The 17189-nt window shown below is 56.3% G+C and carries 13 protein-coding genes, 1 tRNA gene and 1 pseudogene; 10 read left to right on the top strand and 5 right to left on the bottom strand.

Translation table 11 applies throughout. The annotated features are described in order from the left end of the window. Positions 1–117: 117 nt before the first annotated feature. Together gabT and gabD are read right to left on the bottom strand one after the other, a co-directional pair. The gene (gabT, locus tag AC1MDT_RS22870) at positions 118–1395 is read right to left on the bottom strand and encodes a 4-aminobutyrate--2-oxoglutarate transaminase (protein ID WP_480419062.1); all 1278 of its coding nucleotides are present in this window, start codon (positions 1393–1395) and stop codon (positions 118–120) included. A 182-nt stretch (positions 1396–1577) separates the two neighbouring features. Further along, positions 1578–3020, bottom strand: a complete 1443-nt coding sequence (gabD, locus tag AC1MDT_RS22865) for an NADP-dependent succinate-semialdehyde dehydrogenase (RefSeq protein WP_480419061.1) — start codon at positions 3018–3020, stop codon at positions 1578–1580. A 348-nt stretch (positions 3021–3368) separates the two neighbouring features. Between gabD and AC1MDT_RS22860 the strand changes: the two genes are divergently transcribed. Then, positions 3369–3445 (top strand) — tRNA-Arg (locus tag AC1MDT_RS22860). A gap of 64 nt (positions 3446–3509) precedes the next feature. Here AC1MDT_RS22860 and AC1MDT_RS22855 read toward each other — a convergent pair. Both AC1MDT_RS22855 and AC1MDT_RS22850 read right to left on the bottom strand, forming a co-directional pair. Then, the gene (locus tag AC1MDT_RS22855; protein ID WP_480422853.1) at positions 3510–4274 is read right to left on the bottom strand and encodes a methyl-accepting chemotaxis protein; all 765 of its coding nucleotides are present in this window, start codon (positions 4272–4274) and stop codon (positions 3510–3512) included. A gap of 93 nt (positions 4275–4367) precedes the next feature. Beyond that, positions 4368–5399, bottom strand: a pseudogene (locus AC1MDT_RS22850) (HAMP domain-containing protein); the annotation flags it as partial. 361 nt (positions 5400–5760) lie between these two features. Between AC1MDT_RS22850 and AC1MDT_RS22845 the strand changes: the two are divergent. The 9 genes from AC1MDT_RS22845 (at position 5761) to AC1MDT_RS22805 (ending at position 13541) form a co-directional block, all read left to right on the top strand. Continuing rightward, complete coding sequence (locus AC1MDT_RS22845) at positions 5761–6996, top strand: tyrosine-type recombinase/integrase (protein WP_253434662.1); 1236 nt, start codon at positions 5761–5763, stop codon at positions 6994–6996. 491 nt (positions 6997–7487) lie between these two features. Then, positions 7488–7736 (top strand): helix-turn-helix domain-containing protein, encoded by a 249-nt coding sequence (locus tag AC1MDT_RS22840; protein ID WP_253434641.1) that lies wholly within the window; start codon positions 7488–7490, stop codon positions 7734–7736. 98 nt (positions 7737–7834) lie between these two features. Continuing rightward, positions 7835–8089: a helix-turn-helix transcriptional regulator gene (locus AC1MDT_RS22835; RefSeq protein WP_480422852.1), complete on the top strand. Its 255-nt coding sequence runs from the start codon at positions 7835–7837 to the stop codon at positions 8087–8089. Continuing rightward, positions 8086–8391: a hypothetical protein gene (locus AC1MDT_RS22830; RefSeq protein ID WP_480419060.1), complete on the top strand. Its 306-nt coding sequence runs from the start codon at positions 8086–8088 to the stop codon at positions 8389–8391. Before AC1MDT_RS22835 ends, AC1MDT_RS22830 begins: the two co-directional genes overlap by 4 nt. 527 nt (positions 8392–8918) lie before the next feature. Then, positions 8919–9203: a hypothetical protein gene (locus AC1MDT_RS22825; RefSeq protein WP_111454474.1), complete on the top strand. Its 285-nt coding sequence runs from the start codon at positions 8919–8921 to the stop codon at positions 9201–9203. Next, complete coding sequence (locus AC1MDT_RS22820; RefSeq protein ID WP_401324131.1) at positions 9200–9472, top strand: DUF3077 domain-containing protein; 273 nt, start codon at positions 9200–9202, stop codon at positions 9470–9472. The genes AC1MDT_RS22825 and AC1MDT_RS22820 overlap by 4 nt, the downstream gene beginning before the upstream one ends. Further along, complete coding sequence (locus AC1MDT_RS22815) at positions 9469–12363, top strand: DUF927 domain-containing protein (protein WP_480419059.1); 2895 nt, start codon at positions 9469–9471, stop codon at positions 12361–12363. The genes AC1MDT_RS22820 and AC1MDT_RS22815 overlap by 4 nt, the downstream gene beginning before the upstream one ends. A gap of 85 nt (positions 12364–12448) precedes the next feature. Then, positions 12449–13291, top strand: a complete 843-nt coding sequence (locus tag AC1MDT_RS22810) for a chromosome segregation protein SMC (RefSeq protein ID WP_480419058.1) — start codon at positions 12449–12451, stop codon at positions 13289–13291. 64 nt (positions 13292–13355) lie between these two features. After that, entirely contained in the window at positions 13356–13541 is a 186-nt protein-coding gene (locus AC1MDT_RS22805) for a hypothetical protein (RefSeq protein WP_407013372.1), read from the top strand. 192 nt (positions 13542–13733) lie between these two features. On the opposite strand, the gene AC1MDT_RS22800 is transcribed toward AC1MDT_RS22805, so the two are convergent. Further along, positions 13734–17033 carry a VPA1262 family protein gene (locus tag AC1MDT_RS22800; RefSeq protein ID WP_480419057.1) on the bottom strand — a complete coding sequence of 1100 codons (3300 nt, stop codon included), beginning with the start codon at positions 17031–17033 and terminating at the stop codon, positions 13734–13736. Positions 17034–17189 lie beyond the last annotated feature (156 nt).

Below are 17189 nucleotides of genomic sequence, written 5' to 3'. Positions count from 1 at the left end.
CCTTCGCCAATACCTGCACCTTATCCAATGCGGACCCTGCGATACAGCCGGATGTGTTTCCAACGAAATAAAAAAACCCGCCGAAGCGGGTTTTTTGTCGATCAGCTCACAAATGAATCAGAGCTCGGAGAAGCACTCTTCGATGATCGCCAGACCTTTGTCCAGTTGCTCATCCGGCGAAGTCAGCGGTACCAGGACGCGCAAGACGTTGCCATAGGTGCCGCAGGACAGCAGGATCAGGCCCTTGTCGCGAGCCTTGGCCACCACCGACGCTACAGCAGCAGCGTTAGGCTTGTGGCTGTCGCCGTTTTCGAACAGCTCGACCGCGATCATCGCGCCCAGGGCACGGACTTCACCGATCACCGGGTATTTGGCCTGGATGGCTTTGAGGCCAGTGACCAGACGCTCGCCGACAGCCTTGCAGCGATCCAGCAGGTGTTCTTCTTCGAACACTTCCATCACGGCCAGGGCCGCGGCGCAAGCGATCGGGCTACCGGCGTAGGTGCCGCCCAAGCCGCCTGGAGCAATGGCGTCCATGTATTCAGCCTTGCCGCACACACCGGCCAGCGGGAAGCCGCCAGCGATGGATTTGGCGAAGGTGGTCAGGTCGGCAGCAACGCCCATCTGTTCCATGGCGAAGAACGTGCCGGTACGGCCAGCGCCCGTCTGTACTTCGTCAGCGATCAACAGGATGCCGTGCTTGTCGCACAAGTCACGCAGGCGCTTCATGAACGCTTTAGGCGCGACGTAGAAACCACCTTCGCCCTGAACTGGCTCGAGGATGATGGCAGCGATGTCACGCGGCTCGGCGTCGTTCTTGAAGATGCGCTCGATGCTGGCGATCGAATCGTCGATGCTCACACCGTGCAGTTCGTTCGGATACAGCGCGCGGAACACGCCGCCTGGCATCAGGCCCATGCCGGCCGAGTAAGGCACGACTTTACCGGTCAGGCCCAGGGTCATCATGGTGCGACCGTGGTAAGCGCCGGTGAATGCGATTACACCAGCGCGGCCAGTGGCGGCACGGGCGATTTTCACGGCGTTTTCTACCGCTTCGGAACCGGTGGTGACCAGCAGGGTTTTCTTGGCGAAATCACCTGGCACCTTGGCGTTGATTTTTTCGCACACCTCTACGTACGGTTCGTAAGCCAGTACCTGGAAGCAAGTGTGGGTCAGCTTGTTCAGCTGCTCGGTCACCGCGGCGATGATTTTCGGGTGCACGTGACCGGTGTTCAGCACGGCGATACCGCCGGCGAAGTCGATGAACTCGCGACCTTCAACGTCGGTCACGGTGGCGTTCTTCGCGGACTCGGCGAAGATCGGGTGAATCTGGCCAACACCGCGTGGTACAGCGGCTTCGCGGCGTTTCATCAGGGATGCGTTAGTCTTGCTCATAAAGTCCTCATTCACCGCTCATCGGGCGGCGTGGTTCAAGGAAAATGCGGCGGGGAGGCAACTACGGCAGCATGCGATGATCGACTGCCACAGCGTTCCCGGCCACAGAAAAAATTCCGTTTGAAGCCGCAAAGGGACAGCGCTCTCGTGCCCTTTGCGTTTGAAGCAATGCCTAGCCGGGCTTAGATGCCCAGGCAGAGGTATTTGATTTCCAGGTAATCTTCGATGCCGTACTTGGAGCCTTCACGGCCCAGGCCCGATGCCTTGATGCCGCCGAATGGCGCGACTTCGTTGGAGATCAACCCGGTGTTGACGCCGACCATGCCGTATTCCAGGGCTTCAGCCACACGGAACACACGACCCAGGTCGCGGGCATAGAAGTAGGAGGCCAGACCGAACTCGGTGTCGTTGGACATCGCGATCACGTCGGCTTCGTCTTTGAAGCGGAACAACGGAGCCAATGGACCGAAAGTTTCTTCCTTGGCCACGGCCGCGTTGTTCGGAACGTTGGTCAGGATGGTCGGCTCGAAGAAGTTGCCTTCGATGGACTTGCCGCCGGACAGAACGGTGGCGCCTTTGGCAACGGCGTCAGCGATGTGCTCTTGCACTTTGGCCACGGCTTTGCCGTCGATCAGCGGACCGGTGGTGGTGCCGTCTTCCAGACCGTTACCGATCTTGAGTTTGGCCACAGCCACTTTCAGCTTCTCGGCGAATGCGTCGTAGACCGAATCCTGAATGTACAGACGGTTGGCGCAGACGCAGGTCTGGCCATTGTTGCGGTACTTGGAAATGATTGCGCCTTCAACGGCCTTATCCAGGTCCGCATCGTCGAACACGATGAACGGCGCGTTGCCGCCCAGTTCCAGCGACACTTTCTTGATGTCCTTGGCGCATTCAGCCATCAGCTGACGACCGATTTCGGTCGAACCGGTGAAGGACAATTTACGCACGATCGGGTTGCTGGTCAGCTCACTGCCGATGTCGCCGGCGCTGCCGGACACAACACTGAACACACCGGCAGGAATGCCGGCACGCTGGGCCAGCTCAGCCAAAGCGAACGCGGAGAACGGGGTTTGCGAAGCAGGCTTGAGCACCATGGTGCAACCGGCAGCCAGCGCTGGGCCGGCTTTACGGGTGATCATGGCAGCCGGGAAGTTCCACGGGGTGATTGCAGCGGTCACGCCGATTGGCTGCTTGATCACGATCAGGCGCTTGTCTGGCTGGTGGCCCGGAATCACATCACCGTAGACGCGCTTGGCTTCTTCGGCGAACCACTCGATAAAGGAAGCGGCATAAACGATTTCGCCCTTGGCTTCGGCCAATGGCTTGCCCTGTTCCATGGTCATCAAGCGAGCCAGGTCATCCTGGTTCTCGATGATCAGTTCGAACCAGCGACGCAGCTTATTCGCACGGTCTTTGGCGGTCAGTGCACGCCAGGCCGGCAGCGCTTTGTCAGCAGCTTCGATGGCACGGCGGGTTTCGGCAGCGCCCATTTTTGGCACGGTGCCCAGAATTTCGCCCGTTGCCGGGTTGTTGACCTTGATAGTCTGACCATTGTCCGCATCGACCCAAGCGCCATCGATGAAGGCTTGCTGGCGGAACAACTGGGTGTCTTTAAGCTGCATGTCGGCTTCCTTAACAGCACCGCGCACGCGCGGAGCAAATTATGATTGTAGAAAGGCGCCTGAAAAGGCTGCCGTCAGGGAAATCATTCACCGGGCTGAAGCACATAAATAGCGCACTGATTGAACTCGTGCGGTTCAGCACCCAGACAAGAGCGTTTGAAATCTCAAACGAATCCTAGGATCAAAGGGGGTAAAGGACAATAGGCTGTTCGAAAAAAAGAACGAAAACGCCGCATTTGCCTCATTTTTCTGATCAACGTAGCAAACGCAGGTTACGCTTTGGCAGAACATCGGCGATTCAGCAGCATGGACGCCTGCAGTGCATATGAGTATCATGGCGCCCGCATTGCACCAGTAGCTCAGCTGGATAGAGTACTGCCCTCCGAAGGCAGGGGTCGTGGGTTCGAATCCCGCCTGGTGCACCATACGCAAAAACGAGAAAGCCCCAGACCGCAAGGTCTGGGGCTTTTTTGTTGTCCTTGGAACTCATCAGATCCGGAAGCTGCCCACCAAATGCTTCAAGCGGCTGGCCTGCTGTTCCAGGTCCGAGCAGGCACGTAAGGTGAACTGCAGGTTTTCCATGCCTTCCTGGTTCAGCGTGTTGATTTCATTGATGTCCATGTTGATCGAGTCAACGACGGCCGTCTGCTCTTCAGTGGCAGTGGCCACCGACTGGTTCATCCCGTCGATTTCACCGATGCGCCGGGTCACGCTGCCCAGGCGCTCGCCCGCCTGATTGGCAATCGACACACTGTCCTGGCTGTGGCGCTGGCTTTCGCCCATGGTATTGACCGATTCACGGGCGCCGATTTGCAGCTCCTCGATCATGTTCTGCACTTGCTGCGCCGATTCCTGAGTGCGGTAGGCCAGATTGCGAACTTCGTCAGCTACCACGGCAAAGCCACGCCCCGCCTCGCCAGCGCGCGCCGCTTCGATTGCCGCGTTGAGCGCCAGCAGGTTGGTTTGCTGAGAGATGCTGGTGATCACTTCGAGGATCTGACCGATGTTCACGGTCTTGCTGTTCAGTGTTTCGATGTGCGAACTGGAGGTGACGATCAGGTCCGAGAGGCGGTTCATGGCCTCAATGTTGCGATTGACCACTTGCTGGCCTTCTTCGGCCAAGTGGCGGGCGGAGCTTGCGTGTTGCGAAGCTTGCGCGGCGTTATGTGCGATTTCTTGGGCGGCAGCCCCCAGTTGATTGATCGCGGCGGCGACGCTGTTGGTACGGTTGACCTGCTCGTCGGAATTGACCATCGAAGCGTTCGATGCGCTCACGACACGCAGGGCCACTTCGTTGACCTGCTCTGTGGCCGACGACACTTCGCGGATCGAGGTGTGAATACGTTCCACGAATCGGTTGAAGGCGTTCCCGAGAATGCCGAACTCGTCCTGGGTATGAATGACCAGGCGCTTGGTCAGGTCGCCTTCACCTTCGGCGATATCTTCCATAGCCTTGCTCATGGCCTGCAGAGGTTGCAGCAGCAGACGAATCAACATGCCCAGCAGGGCAATGATGAAAACCACGGCGATCACGGTGGCAATCACAGCCGACGCCCGGAATTCACTGAGCCTGGAAAAGGCCTTGTCTTTGTCGATGGACAGGCCGATGTACCAGTTCACCGAAGGCAAGCCCTTGATCGGGGCGAAAGTGACGATGCGGGTCTGGCCATTGGCCTGGACTTCGGTCAACTCGCCGTTGATCCGTGGCGTACCCTGCGGGAAGAGGTCGCTCAGGCTCTTCATCTGCATGTTTTTGTCGGGGTGGACCAACACCTTGCCATCGGAGCTGACCATGAAGGCGTAACCCACGCCGCTCAGATCCAGTTTGTTGATGATGTCGACCAGCGCACCGAAGCTCACATCACCGCCGACCACGCCGACGGTCTGCCCTGACTTGCGAATGGCCGCCACCATGGAGACCACCAGCGTGTTAGTGGCCATTTCGACGTAAGGCTCGGTCATGGCGACGGTATTGCTGGCCTCGGCAAGCTTGTACCAGGGGCGTGTGCGAGCATCGTACCCATCGGGCATCTTCGCATCAGGCAGGATGGCGAACTCGCCTGCGGTGGTGCCGACGTAGGTGCTGGGGAAGCTCGACACCAGCGTTTTCTGTGCCATCAACGTGGTGATGCTGGCCATCTGTGGGTTCAAGGCCGCGTTTTGCGCCAGGTTTTCAACCAGCAAAGTGCGACCGTCGAACCAGTTCTTGATGTTGGCCGCCGTCATGTCGCCCATTTCATGGAGGTTGTTTTCCAGATCCTTGCGAATGGCGTTGCGCTGAAGGTAATCGTTGTACAGCGTGAATAGCGCGAAGGCGACTACCACGATCAGCGACGCCACAAAAAGGATCTTGTGGCTGAATCTAAGGTTTTTATTCATAACGGGTCGTGTCCACGAAGGCGTTATTGTTGATTGGCACGAGCTGTATCGACCGCTTGAATAAAATATTGAACATCTTTGTTCGTTTTTCTATACGCGGTAGGATCGCCTGCAATTTCGACACTTGATTCTAAATATTGGCTTTCGGGACTACGAAGGCAGGGGCGTGGGTTCGAATCCCGCCTGGTGCACCATATAGCAGTCTAGACCTGTCTCAGACAGTCTACGAAACACCCCAAGAAGCCCGCCCTGTGCGGGCTTTCTTGTTTCTGGCTATCCCTCCCTGTCTACCCCTATAACTTCACGCCGTGTATGCCCACGTGTATGCTTTGAGATTCATTGAACTGGAGGCATACACGCAGTGAAGCGTACTGAAATCAAACGCCGCCCACTGGCCGACACTACCCTTGCAGGCTTGGAGCCAGAGAGTGCGACGTACCGGGAGCAAGACGGCAACGGCTTGTATTTTCGGGTCAAGGCAAATGGGCAGAAGTCGTGGGAGTTGCGCTACAAAAAACCAGACGGGAAATGGTCCTGGCTGGGCCTAGGCGGTTACCCCGAAATCAGTGGCTCGCTAGCCAGGCAGAAGGCGGCGCAACTGCGGGATGACGCATCGACTGGTAAAAATCCTTTAGTCAGTAAGCAGGCTCGCAAGATTGCTGACCGGGTGGCTGCCAACAACACTTTCGAAGCATTAGGGCGCGAATGGTTTGAGGCTAGGCGCTCAAGCTGGGAGGCCGGCACGTCCCGTCGAGTCCTTGGTGCCCTGGAGCTTCACGTGTTTCCCGTTTTCGGTAAACGCATCTACACAGAAATACTGCCCCTTGAATGGATGGAGTTTCTGCGCGGCATGGAGCAGAAAGGGATCATTGAGCAAATGGGCAGAGTTCGGGCCTTCTGCAAAGAGATCTACGACTTGGCACGCGTGACAGGCCGAGCGATCCACAATCCCCTTGAAGGCCTTAATAAATTTCTTCAGACACGTAGTGCTGAAAATTATGCACACGTATCAATAGAAGAGCTGCCTGCATTACTTCGAGCTATCAACTCTTACCCTCACGCAAAGGATGTCCGTCTTGGGCTTCGTTTGCTTGCTCTGTTAGCGGCACGCCCGAGCGAGATTAGAGAAGCACGCTGGTCAGAAATCGACCTCAACAAAAAGCTCTGGACGATTCCAGCCGAGAGAATGAAGCGTCGGCGCGAGCATGTAGTGCCTCTATCTCGACAGGCCATTGAATCGATAACGGAGCTGCGCACTCTGACAGGCGCATACCCCCTTCTCTTCCCCGGGAGAAAAGATCGAACCATCCCCCGTAGCAATACCGTCTTTCTGATGGCGCTGCGCAGGCTGGGATATGCGGGCCGGCAAACTGGCCATGGTTTCCGTCACATTGCTAGCACGATCCTTAATGAACAGGGATTCGACGAAAACCACATTGAGGCTCAGCTCTCTCATGTAAAAGAGGGAATAGCAGGTGTGTACAACAAGGCGGTGTACTTGCCTCAGCGTAAAGTCATGATGCAGTGGTATGCAGACCACCTTGATGAATTGGAGCACGGCAATATTGTTCAGGGTCAATTTGGCAAGGCGGTATGAGTGTGCAATCCCAGCACCCATGAAAAATCGGTGTTACGGGTGTGACGGGTGATACAAGACCGGCCAAACCATTCAATTTATTGGATAACTACCGCGTAACACGCTGCACAGGCTATCCATTTGCCCGGTGTTACGCTGCAAAGAAGTGTTACGCCTTAAATTCTCCTCACCTTCCTGCAGGCTGCTCCGTTACGTGTAATTTGGCGAATTCCCGTCGCTGCTCGTGATTGCGAATCAGGGGCACGGGGACTACCGTTCGTCGGATTTGCACTCGACTGCCATGTCTGGCTTTTCATTTTTTAACTGTATGGAAAACCAGTAGGACATGGTTGGACTCCTACAGTGAAAATCAAAACTTTGCTGCGAACGTGCGCGACTTATCCTTCAAAAAAGCACCCCAGAAGGGTAAAGCGCAAGAAACTCGAACTTCCAATAAATGCAAAAGCGTTTATATAGCTTGGGCCTGTAAGAACTACTACAGGAAACGCGCTATGACGCTCCTCAACGCTTCAGTTACATCTGATACCACGATCACATCTGAATTGCTGACCACCGATCAAGTTGCCACTGCACTTGGTTTGTCCAGCCGAACGCTTGCCGCTTGGCGAAGTTCGCGCACCAACTCTCTCCCTTATCTAAAGACCGGATCTCGAGTGCGTTACCGCCCTCAAGATGTCGCCACCTGGCTCGAAAGTCGTGTGTGCTCCGCCACCACCAACTTAGCGCGAGGACATGCGTAATGGTTGAAACCAATCAGAAATGCACCATTACGGCACTCGCGCCTTCAGCAACCCATGCTAATTCGATTCGAGAAATTGTGTCGCCTACGGCCTCACCAATGAGAGTGGGCGATACAGAGCTGGGGCGGTTCGATCCCGCCGCAACTCTAATCCGCATCCAACTGGTGATGTCCATCACAGGTATTGGACGCGCTACGGTTTATAAACTCATGAGCCAACCCGAAAGCGGCTTCCCGCAGTCCGTAAAACTCACTGACAGCAATGCCCGTGGCGCTCCAGTCGCCTGGGTTTTGTCGGAGGTTTTGAGTTGGACTCGTGCGCGTATCGCAGCTCGCGATGAGGCAGCAGCATGAGACGGCACATCGCCCATAGGGCTGTACTGAAGCGGTTTTCAGTCCTCCGCGAGATAGGCCTGTCGGCAATTTACATGCAACGCCTTGAGCGCTATCGAACCAAACATGAACGCCTCAACCGTGTTGTGGGAGTACTGATTTGGCCAGATGGCACATGGTGTGCCCTTGCTTTGCACACTGAAAAATTCAGTGCCGTGATTATCGACGAAGGCCAACAACGTGATGCCTACGAAGATGCCAGATCACGTCTCGATGGCGGTTTCCTTCCGCTGATTTCCCTGCATTGGAAATTTCACGGATGAAATAAAAACGCCCTCGGGAGCGATCCGAAGGCGTCGAGGTAAATCTATATGCCCAAACAATTTATGTCGCATCGAAAAAATGCGCAGGGTTTCCGCACGGTTGCACTTTCGAAAACGGGACGCTACTCTCTGGTCGTCGTTGCAAATTCAGCGACCGGGTTTGGCGACCCGAGTTACTTGGCGCACAGGCGCCCCGACCGACAGCAGGCGCTTTTTTTGTGCTCGCCGTTTCGTGTTATGGCAGCTGTGCGTGGGATACCTTCGGGTATGCCGGGTTCCAAGTTCCCGGTTCGCCAACCTGCGCACAGCTGCCACCCTAAATCGTTTGGCGACGATCAGTGGCAGCTCCAGATCAAACTTGGAGCTCTACCTATGCACGCCCTTAATCCGTCCAAAAATCGCGCCGCTGCCCATCGTGCAATGGCTCTCGCCGCTTTACACGCCAACTCCAGTCTCGCAACACGTCTCGCCCGTTACAACGCTCACATGGCTAAAGCCCGCGCACTCGAAAGCGAAGGCGGTGCCCAATGAACAGCGCGCTGAGTTTTGCCTTGCCCGAAGATCTGCTCTGCGTGAATCCGACTGCAGAAGCCGGTGTGCCCATCGACGCCATCACCTGCGCCATTGATCGCGCCGACTCGGTGCTGACGCTGCTGGAGGATCACTTCGAAAGCGAATCCTCGCGCCTCGCCAATCATGTGATCGCAGCCGTCCTTTGGGACGTACGCGGCACTCTCGGCCTGATCAAAACCCTCGCATTGCACGGTGACACCACCTCCATTCCGGCTGCGCAGAAAGGCGGTGCGCTATGACCACATCCACCACCCTTGGTCGCGCCACATTTACTCGCGTGAACGCTACCGATTTGAAGTTGTTCCGGGTGAATGCCGGAGTACCGGTCGAAGATGCACTGGAGATGGTTTCCCTGCTGCAGCATCACGCCAACCAGCTTAACTTCGACGCCGCCATGAGCGACAGCGGCGAGCGTTTTAGCTGGCCTGCTTTATATCTTGGCGAGATGGCCAAGGCCCTGATCGACGACATCAACGACGCGCTGTTTTTGCCGAGGGCTGACGCATGAGCCAACGCCCGAGCAACTCCGCGAAACGTCCCAGCTTCGCCGACGTGAAAGCCGCTGCACTGAAAGACATTGATCGCGTCCTGTCGCACTGGCTCCCCAATGGCAAGCGCGTCGACGGCGGCAAGGAATACACCGCTCCCAATCCGACCCGCAGCGATAAGCGCGCCGGTTCTCTCAAGATCAATTTGAGCAAGGGTACGTGGGCCGACTTCGCCACCGGTGACAAGGGCGGCGACCTGATCGATCTGGTGCGCTATCTGGACGGCGGCACCGACGTAGATGCCTGCAATAAACTGGCAGACCTCCTCAACGTATCGCCCGGCGCCGCCCAGGCGAAGCCAGCGCTTGCCAAGACAAAAGCACCTGAGTGGACTGCCATTCAGCCGATCCCGGCCGAGGCCATGAACAAGTGCCCGGCCACGCATCGGCAGCACGGCGCACCGTCCAAAGTCTGGATGTATCGCGATGCACAGGGCCAGCCGGTCATGGCGCTCTATCGCTTCGATTTGGGCCCGGATGAAGACGGCAAACCGCACAAAGTATTTGCACCGTTGACTTGGTGCCAACGCGCCGACGGCCAAACTCAGCAATGGCGTTGGCAAGGTCTGCCGGAGCCGCGTCCTCTGCTACGCCGGGATGAACTGGCGCAACGAGCAGAGGCTCCGGTCATTCTGTGCGAAGGGGAAAAGGCCGCCGACGCCGCGGCGCAGCTGCTACCCGACTACGTGGCCACGTGCTGGCCGAATGGCTCGAACTCCTGGCACAAAGCTGACCTGACACCGCTGAAAGGTCGGTCCGTGGTTTTGTGGCCCGACAACGACGCCAGTGGCAAAAGCTGCATGGATGCCGTCGCGGCGCAACTGCACCAGATCGGCGCCAAGTCGGTGCGTACGATCGCCCTGGGCGTCTTCAAACGCAAGCCCACGCTCAAGAATGACCAACCGACTTTTGCCAAGGGTGGTCGATGGGATAACGGCGACGACGCGGCCGATGCACAAAGTAAAGGATGGACGACGGCGCATTTCGTTGAGCTGGAACTCAGCGGCGAACTGTTCGGTGTTGAGCCGGAGAAAGCAGCGGTCGAACCACTTGAAGCCAAGACCAAGCCGGCGACCAAGCGCGCTGCAAAACCCAAAAATGATCTGCTACCCGGCGGTTTTCGGCTGACGGCAGAAGGAGTGTTTTACTCGGGCGACGATGGCGAGGCACGCCCGGTGTGTTCGCCACTGGAGATCCTGGCGCGCACCCGTGATGCACAGGGCCATAACTGGGGCTTGCTGGTCGAGTTCGACGATCCTGACGGGGCGAAAAAGCGTTGGAACATTCCGGCGCGGACCATGACTGGTGACTTCGGCAAGGACGTGCTCGGACCGCTCGTGGACATGGGCCTGCGCTTGGCTGGCAGTCGCTCCGGTCGAAATGCCCGCAACGATCTGCAGAGTTACCTCGGCGGCTTCGACAGCGCCCAGCGCGCTCGATTGGTCACTCGCTTGGGCTGGCACGACAGCGCCTTCCTGCTACCCGAACAACAGGTCGGCTCACACGTTGAACACCTGCACTTTTATGAGGCCGGCGCCCAGCTTCCACCCATCAGTGAATCCGGCACTCTGGAGCAGTGGCAAGAACAAATTGGCGCCTTGTGCATCGGTAACCACCGCTTGGCGTTTGTGGCCAGCGTGGCGTTTGCCGGTCCACTGCTGCACATGCTCGGCCATGAGTCCGGAGGCTTTCACCTCTACGGTGACAGCTCCGGCGGCAAGACCACCCACCTGCAAGTGGCCGCCTCGATCTACGGCGGGCCGCGTCTGGTGCGCTCCTGGCGCTCCACGGATAACGCCTTGGAATCCATCGCCGCCGCGCACTCCGACGGGCTCCTGGTGCTGGATGAAATCGGCATGTGCGACCCGCGCATCATTGGCGAAACGGTGTACATGCTCGGCAACGGCACCGGCAAGGCTCGCGCCAATGATCGAGGACAAGCCGGCCGACAGGTGCAGGAGTGGCGCTTGCTGTTTCTCTCGACCGGCGAGAAGACCTTGGCGCAGCACATGGCCGAAGCCAACAAGGAGCTGAAAGCCGGTATGGAAGTACGCATGCTCGCCGTGCCAGCAGACGCCAGCAAGGGCCTCGGCATGTTCGATGTGCTGAACGGCTTCGATGATGCCGCCGCCCTCTCCGATGCACTCAAGGCGCGGGTGGCCAAGTACTACGGCACACCGCTCACCGCCTTCCTATCGGCCCTCTGCGAACCCGGCAAACGTCATGGTTGGTCGGCGATCCTGCGCCGCACGCTGGAAGGGTTTATCGCCCAGTCGCTACCTGCCTCGGCCAGCGGGCAAGCGCACCGTGCAGCCGCTCGCTTTGGCCTCGCGGCAGCAGCCGGCGAGCTGGCCACCGCGATGGGAATTACCGGCTGGCCAGATGGTACCGCCACCACCGCCGCTCGGGTCTGCCTGAGTGCCTGGATGAATGAGCGCGGCGGTGCCGGGAACCTCGAAGGCGATGCGATCTTGGCGCGGCTGCGCCAGGTCATCGAACGCTTCGGCGAAAGCCGATTCACGCGCTGGGAGTCGGCCGCCGCGAAGATCGATGAGCACGGTCCGCGCACCATTGACCGATTGGGCTTTCGCAAAACGCTGGAGCACGGTTTAGGCGATGCATTGCACACCACCAACACCTACTACGTGTTGCCCGAATCATGGCGCTCGGAGGTTTTCAAGGGCATGAACATCAACGCCGTGAACAAGGAGCTGATACGCCGGGGTGTCCTTGAGCCCGGGCCGGATGGCAAAGCCTCCTGCTCGGTCCGCTTACCGGGCCTGGGCACTCAGCGTTGTTATGTGGTGAAGACCGTGCCGGGAACGGATGAAAGCGAGGTTCAGGCCGCCTGACGGCGGGCCTACTGACTGAGATAGAGCCGGCTCAAGTGGGCCTCGCCAGCCACTCCGAACTCCAATTAAACCATCAGGAAAACTCATGAACCGAATTGAACAACTGAAAGACAAACGCGACAAATTGGTCATTGAAATGGAAGCCATCAAAAAGGAAGTGCCACCTTTTGAGGCTGCGCTTCACAGCGAAGACGTCATTAACCACGGCCGCGAGAGCGACGTCCGCCATGAAATCAGCAGTCGAAAATTAAAGATCGATTCGCTCGATCATCAGATTTCCCGACTGGATCACAAGCTGGACCGCTTGGAGAGGCTGGCCAACCGAGAAAGCTTGATGGAAGGCTACATTGCCGACATGGCGAACTGGATGGCGGATGAGCTGGAGCTTAACGAAAAACGGCAAAGCCTGAGCACTCGCCTGGAGGAAATTCGCCAGCAAGCGCAGGAAGAGATGGCCAGCGCACGGCAGGCTGAGACTCAGGCGGCTACTGCATACGCACAGGCCGTGGCGTGGGGCGACGTCGACGGCGAAAAAGCAGCCAGCACCGACGCTCAGAAAGCCGCAAAAAACCTCACTACCGCCACCGAACAACATCGCCGCCAGCTCCTAATCATCACCGCCTTGGAGCAAGAGCTGGCCATCGTCGACCGACACATCAGCGAGGCTCAGGTAGAACACCAAAAAATTGAGGACACAGCCTTGCGGCTGGCCCACAACGCCCTGGAGGAAGCATGGAATGAAGCCGCCCAAGCGCTACTAGATGTGGGAGGCAAGCTGTATGCCGCAGCTCGGCTGATAGGCCGTGACCCCGTGTCCTTAATGAAGCTCGACATCCCCGAGCAAGGTGAAAACTTCGGCAGCTGGAGGTGGAGCGAACTGGCGGACCGTGGCCGTCAGCATCGCACGCGCGATCTGCTCTCGATGTAACTCCCGACTCCCTGAAACAGCCTGCTTTCGCGGGCTGTTTAAAATCTCTCCAAGGATCGAAGCCATGAACTCTGCGACACAAAACAGCTCGTCCATATCCGAAGCGCTTAAAGCGAGAAAAGCCCACCTGATCGCCCTACTCAAGATCGTGGATAGTAAAATCGGAACAAGCACAGACATACAGAAGCTCACCATCACTGCGATCAAAGCAGAAATGGGGTTAATCGAGCACAAGCTGAACAAAAGATGATTTAGATAAACGGAAGCTCGCGAAAGCTTCCGTTGCATTCAATTTCGGCAGGCAGCTTCAGGCCAGAACCCTCCATATGAAGCGGAACGCCTCAAAACCCCGCTCCTCGGTGGCCCACAGTCGAGCCACCAAATGAGGCGAAGCCAATGAAGGAATCATTGACCTACGTTGTTTTGATCACCAGGACCCAAATCAAATATTTCCAACCTCTTCAATAAACGCCGCAAGCGCCCCTCGCTGCACTCCGTTGTAACGCCATTCGTCCAATGTGCGAACCATTGCGACATCCCTCGATGGTTGGCACAAATCAACGAATTGAACCGGTAATTTTGCGGAGTCATCCATGTGATGCTCGACATGTCGGCAAAACGCGTAGATCCACATCGCGATTTCTAAGGAACAATCCCACTTGTTCCAGTTCATCGTGCTGGCCAACGGTTGTTGCACGTTCGTGCGTGCTTTCTTCAAAGTCTTTAGTAGAACATCGATTGCTTTGCCTTGGGTCTCGAAAGAACTTCTCGCAAGGAGAAACGCCGCAACTTCGGTAATTCGTCCTTCGCGCGAACGGTCGAAGCTGACGGTCTTACCAAGCAACTTTTCGTCGAGGTACGAGTACAACTCCTTCATCCATGTACTAGATAGTGCTTCCGGCGTCACTCGCTCTTCTTCCAGGAGCGGCACAATCACCTCGGCAAACAACCAAGGTTCAGACCATCCTAGCTCGCGCATGTGGCCTCGCAGGCTCTCAACAAGAAATTCAGCTTCGTTCTTGTCTAGCTTTGGTGGCAATGTGTAGTAGAGCGCTTGCCGAACAATATCCACTGCCTCACCGTTCCCTTCCTCCCATGCCAGGCCGCTTAACAACCAACACATCGTCCGAATGCTCGTCTGCCGATCAAACGATGCTAGACGAGCTACGACTTGCTTCGCCCCACCATTCTTGGACGCATCTCTCAGACTGGCCAATCCCATCCACTTCAGAAGCCCGTTCGTGCTCTGCAACAAACTCTCCCTTTGCTCATTCGTAATCCCAAAGGCGATTGCGAGAGACACCTCCCCGACAATTTGACTCAATAGGGATAGCTTGACGGCATCTCTGTGGGGCTCTTCTCTATCGAGTGTGACCGCGCAGCGCTCCGACAAATTCACCAGTTTCTCTGGTGCGGCATTCCACAAGATCTTGATCGCGAAGACATCCGCCCATGTCAATGCTTGGTATTTAATCCGATGGCGGAAGTGTTCGTAGGAGTAAGATCCGCGAAGAAAACTTTCCAAATCTTGCTGAAACAAGTGCGACTGGACCGACTCAAAAGAAGTATCTGGCGCTATGTCACTGATCCGAGAGAATGCGTTTTTAAGCGAGCCCTCCAGGAAGTCGCACAACGCAACTTTCTGGTCGTCAGCAACGCCCCACGGAGAATCTCCATGAGTTGTGTGTGCGAGTATCTCAGCGACAATCTCCCACCTCTGTTGAGAATCGTCCTCCATCGCGTTTAAGCCACTGACACACGCGTCCATACCTGGAGTCTTAGGAAAGCGTAAAGATTCACCATCGAGTAGATCCAGCTCCACCAGTCGAGCACGCAATTCCTCGCCATGTATGCCCCGAAGCGAATTGTCCCCGATCCAAGTCGAGAGAACCGAGCCCGTCATATCCCAGCTCAGGAAACTCAATCGCTCGTTCCGCTTTCGAACAGGCTGCTCCTGACGTTTGGAATCGAAAATTGGCTCTATGTACTCGCCATCCGCGCTCGACCCGTTCGCAGCTCTCGTTATCAATCGAGTCGCATATTTGAAGACCTCATGCAACGAATCCATAGGGATAGGAGTGATGAGTAACGGATGATCTTCGTTTGCCTTCTGAATTGAGTTCGAAAGATTGAAACCTGCAACTGGAAGGCCTCGCCGATCCGCAATGAGCATATAGCGATCATGCAAAGCACCCGGCTTGACTCCGTATATTTTGAGGTCAATACGCTGCGCCAACCCTTGGAGTTGCTTGCAGCTCGCCAGCAGGTTGTCGATACGGTTGGAATCAGGGTCAGCGCCGGTAAAAGATTTCTGACTTTGAGTTGATGGAGTCGTCGGCAGAGTTGTGGTGAAGACCACATACTCCCCTTTGTCGGACGCATTGGGGAAAAATAGACCTATCCCAGCGTCTTCAAAGTAAGGGTCGAAGAAGATGATCTGATGGTCTCGGTGCTTCGCAAACTGTTGCTTGATCCACTCTACAAATTGTAGGCGCTCAGTGCCGTCGCCCTCGCTTAGGCGACCGAAGAAACGCGCCTCGGACTTTGGCGGATGTAAAACGCTAATCAATTCATTTATTTTTCGATTGGCCACTACCCAGGGGTCTGCTTTTCTACCACCAATTACCGAGGCAAATCCGCCATGACCGCGATTAGCTGTTTGCGCGGCTTTCACCCTGGGAGACCCTCGCAGCTTCTTCTTTAGCGCATTGTCCAACCAGCCCAATTTAACTTCTGCGTTCAAGCTTCCTAGGGCGTGTCCTGATATTGAGATCTCACGAATATAATGATTCTTCCAGGTGCAGCACGACGTGGCTGCAACGGCTCCGTCCTTCACTCCATGTATTTCGATTTCCACCGAATCGGCAATATCCCAATAACCATCCGGCAATTCGAACGTACACTCGATGACATCCGTTGCTCCTTTATCGACCGACGCAATGCTCGAAAATATGCGTTGTGCGTCGTTCATTATTTGGGCGTGGACGAAGAACTTCGAAAAGCTCGGCAGTTGCGTCAGATTTAGTTTGACCACTAGTGCCTTGCATCCGTCTGCCCAAGACACATCCAAGAGCTCTCTCTCGTGGTCGTCTAGGGTCGGGAACACTAGCAATTCCAAATCGCCAAATCGTGCCGCATCCTTGCTAGAGAAATCCAAACCGGTATCAGCGTTCATCCGTTTAACAAGGAAGCGCGCCATTTCTTGGTCAAGGCCTCGCGCAGTTGTGAACAGTTGCTCCTTGTCGACAGTGGTAATTGCGGCACTAAAAGCGGAAGCACTACCGTGAGGGCTTTGTGGACCAAGATGCTCATGCGCATCGCGATTCAAAAGCAACGCCGCTGGCCTGCATACGTAGCTATCGCTAAAGCTGAAAGTCCCGATACGCCTCTCAAGCGAATCCGACAGCTTGAGGTCGAGCGAGCTACTGATTTCCTTGATGTTGTCTCCTTTTGAAAGCTTGCCCAGCAGTTCACCTGCATGATCGCTATCAATGTAGAGAGTGGCGCGAATCACCTGAGCGCGCCAGTCACCAACAGCTTCAAACTTATCGTCGCTGGAGGCACTCCACCCTCCTAAGGAAAAGCTATACGGAAGAAGTCGACCGTAGACAAATCGATTCTCCAGGCCGTCGTCGGTTTGAATTTGCGCAATCCAAATTTGCAAAGCACACGCACGCCCGGGCATGGAAAACAACCGCGCAAGCCTAGCGTCCTTCATCAAGTCCTTTAATTCGGCTGTCATTTTTACCTCTCAGAACATTTTTCGATGCCGCTCTCACTAGCGAGGTCCAATTTCCTAAAACCTTGGACGGGCACCGATGGGTCGTAATATGCCCTTCACTACAGGTGGCAATCGAGTAAAGCAGCCGATTTTTTATGGGGAGATTAACCCAAGGCT

Source organism: Pseudomonas sp. ASL7, assembly GCF_056680375.1.
The sequence above is the reverse complement of the archived record's forward strand: the minus strand, read 5'-3'. Positions and strand labels throughout refer to the sequence as shown.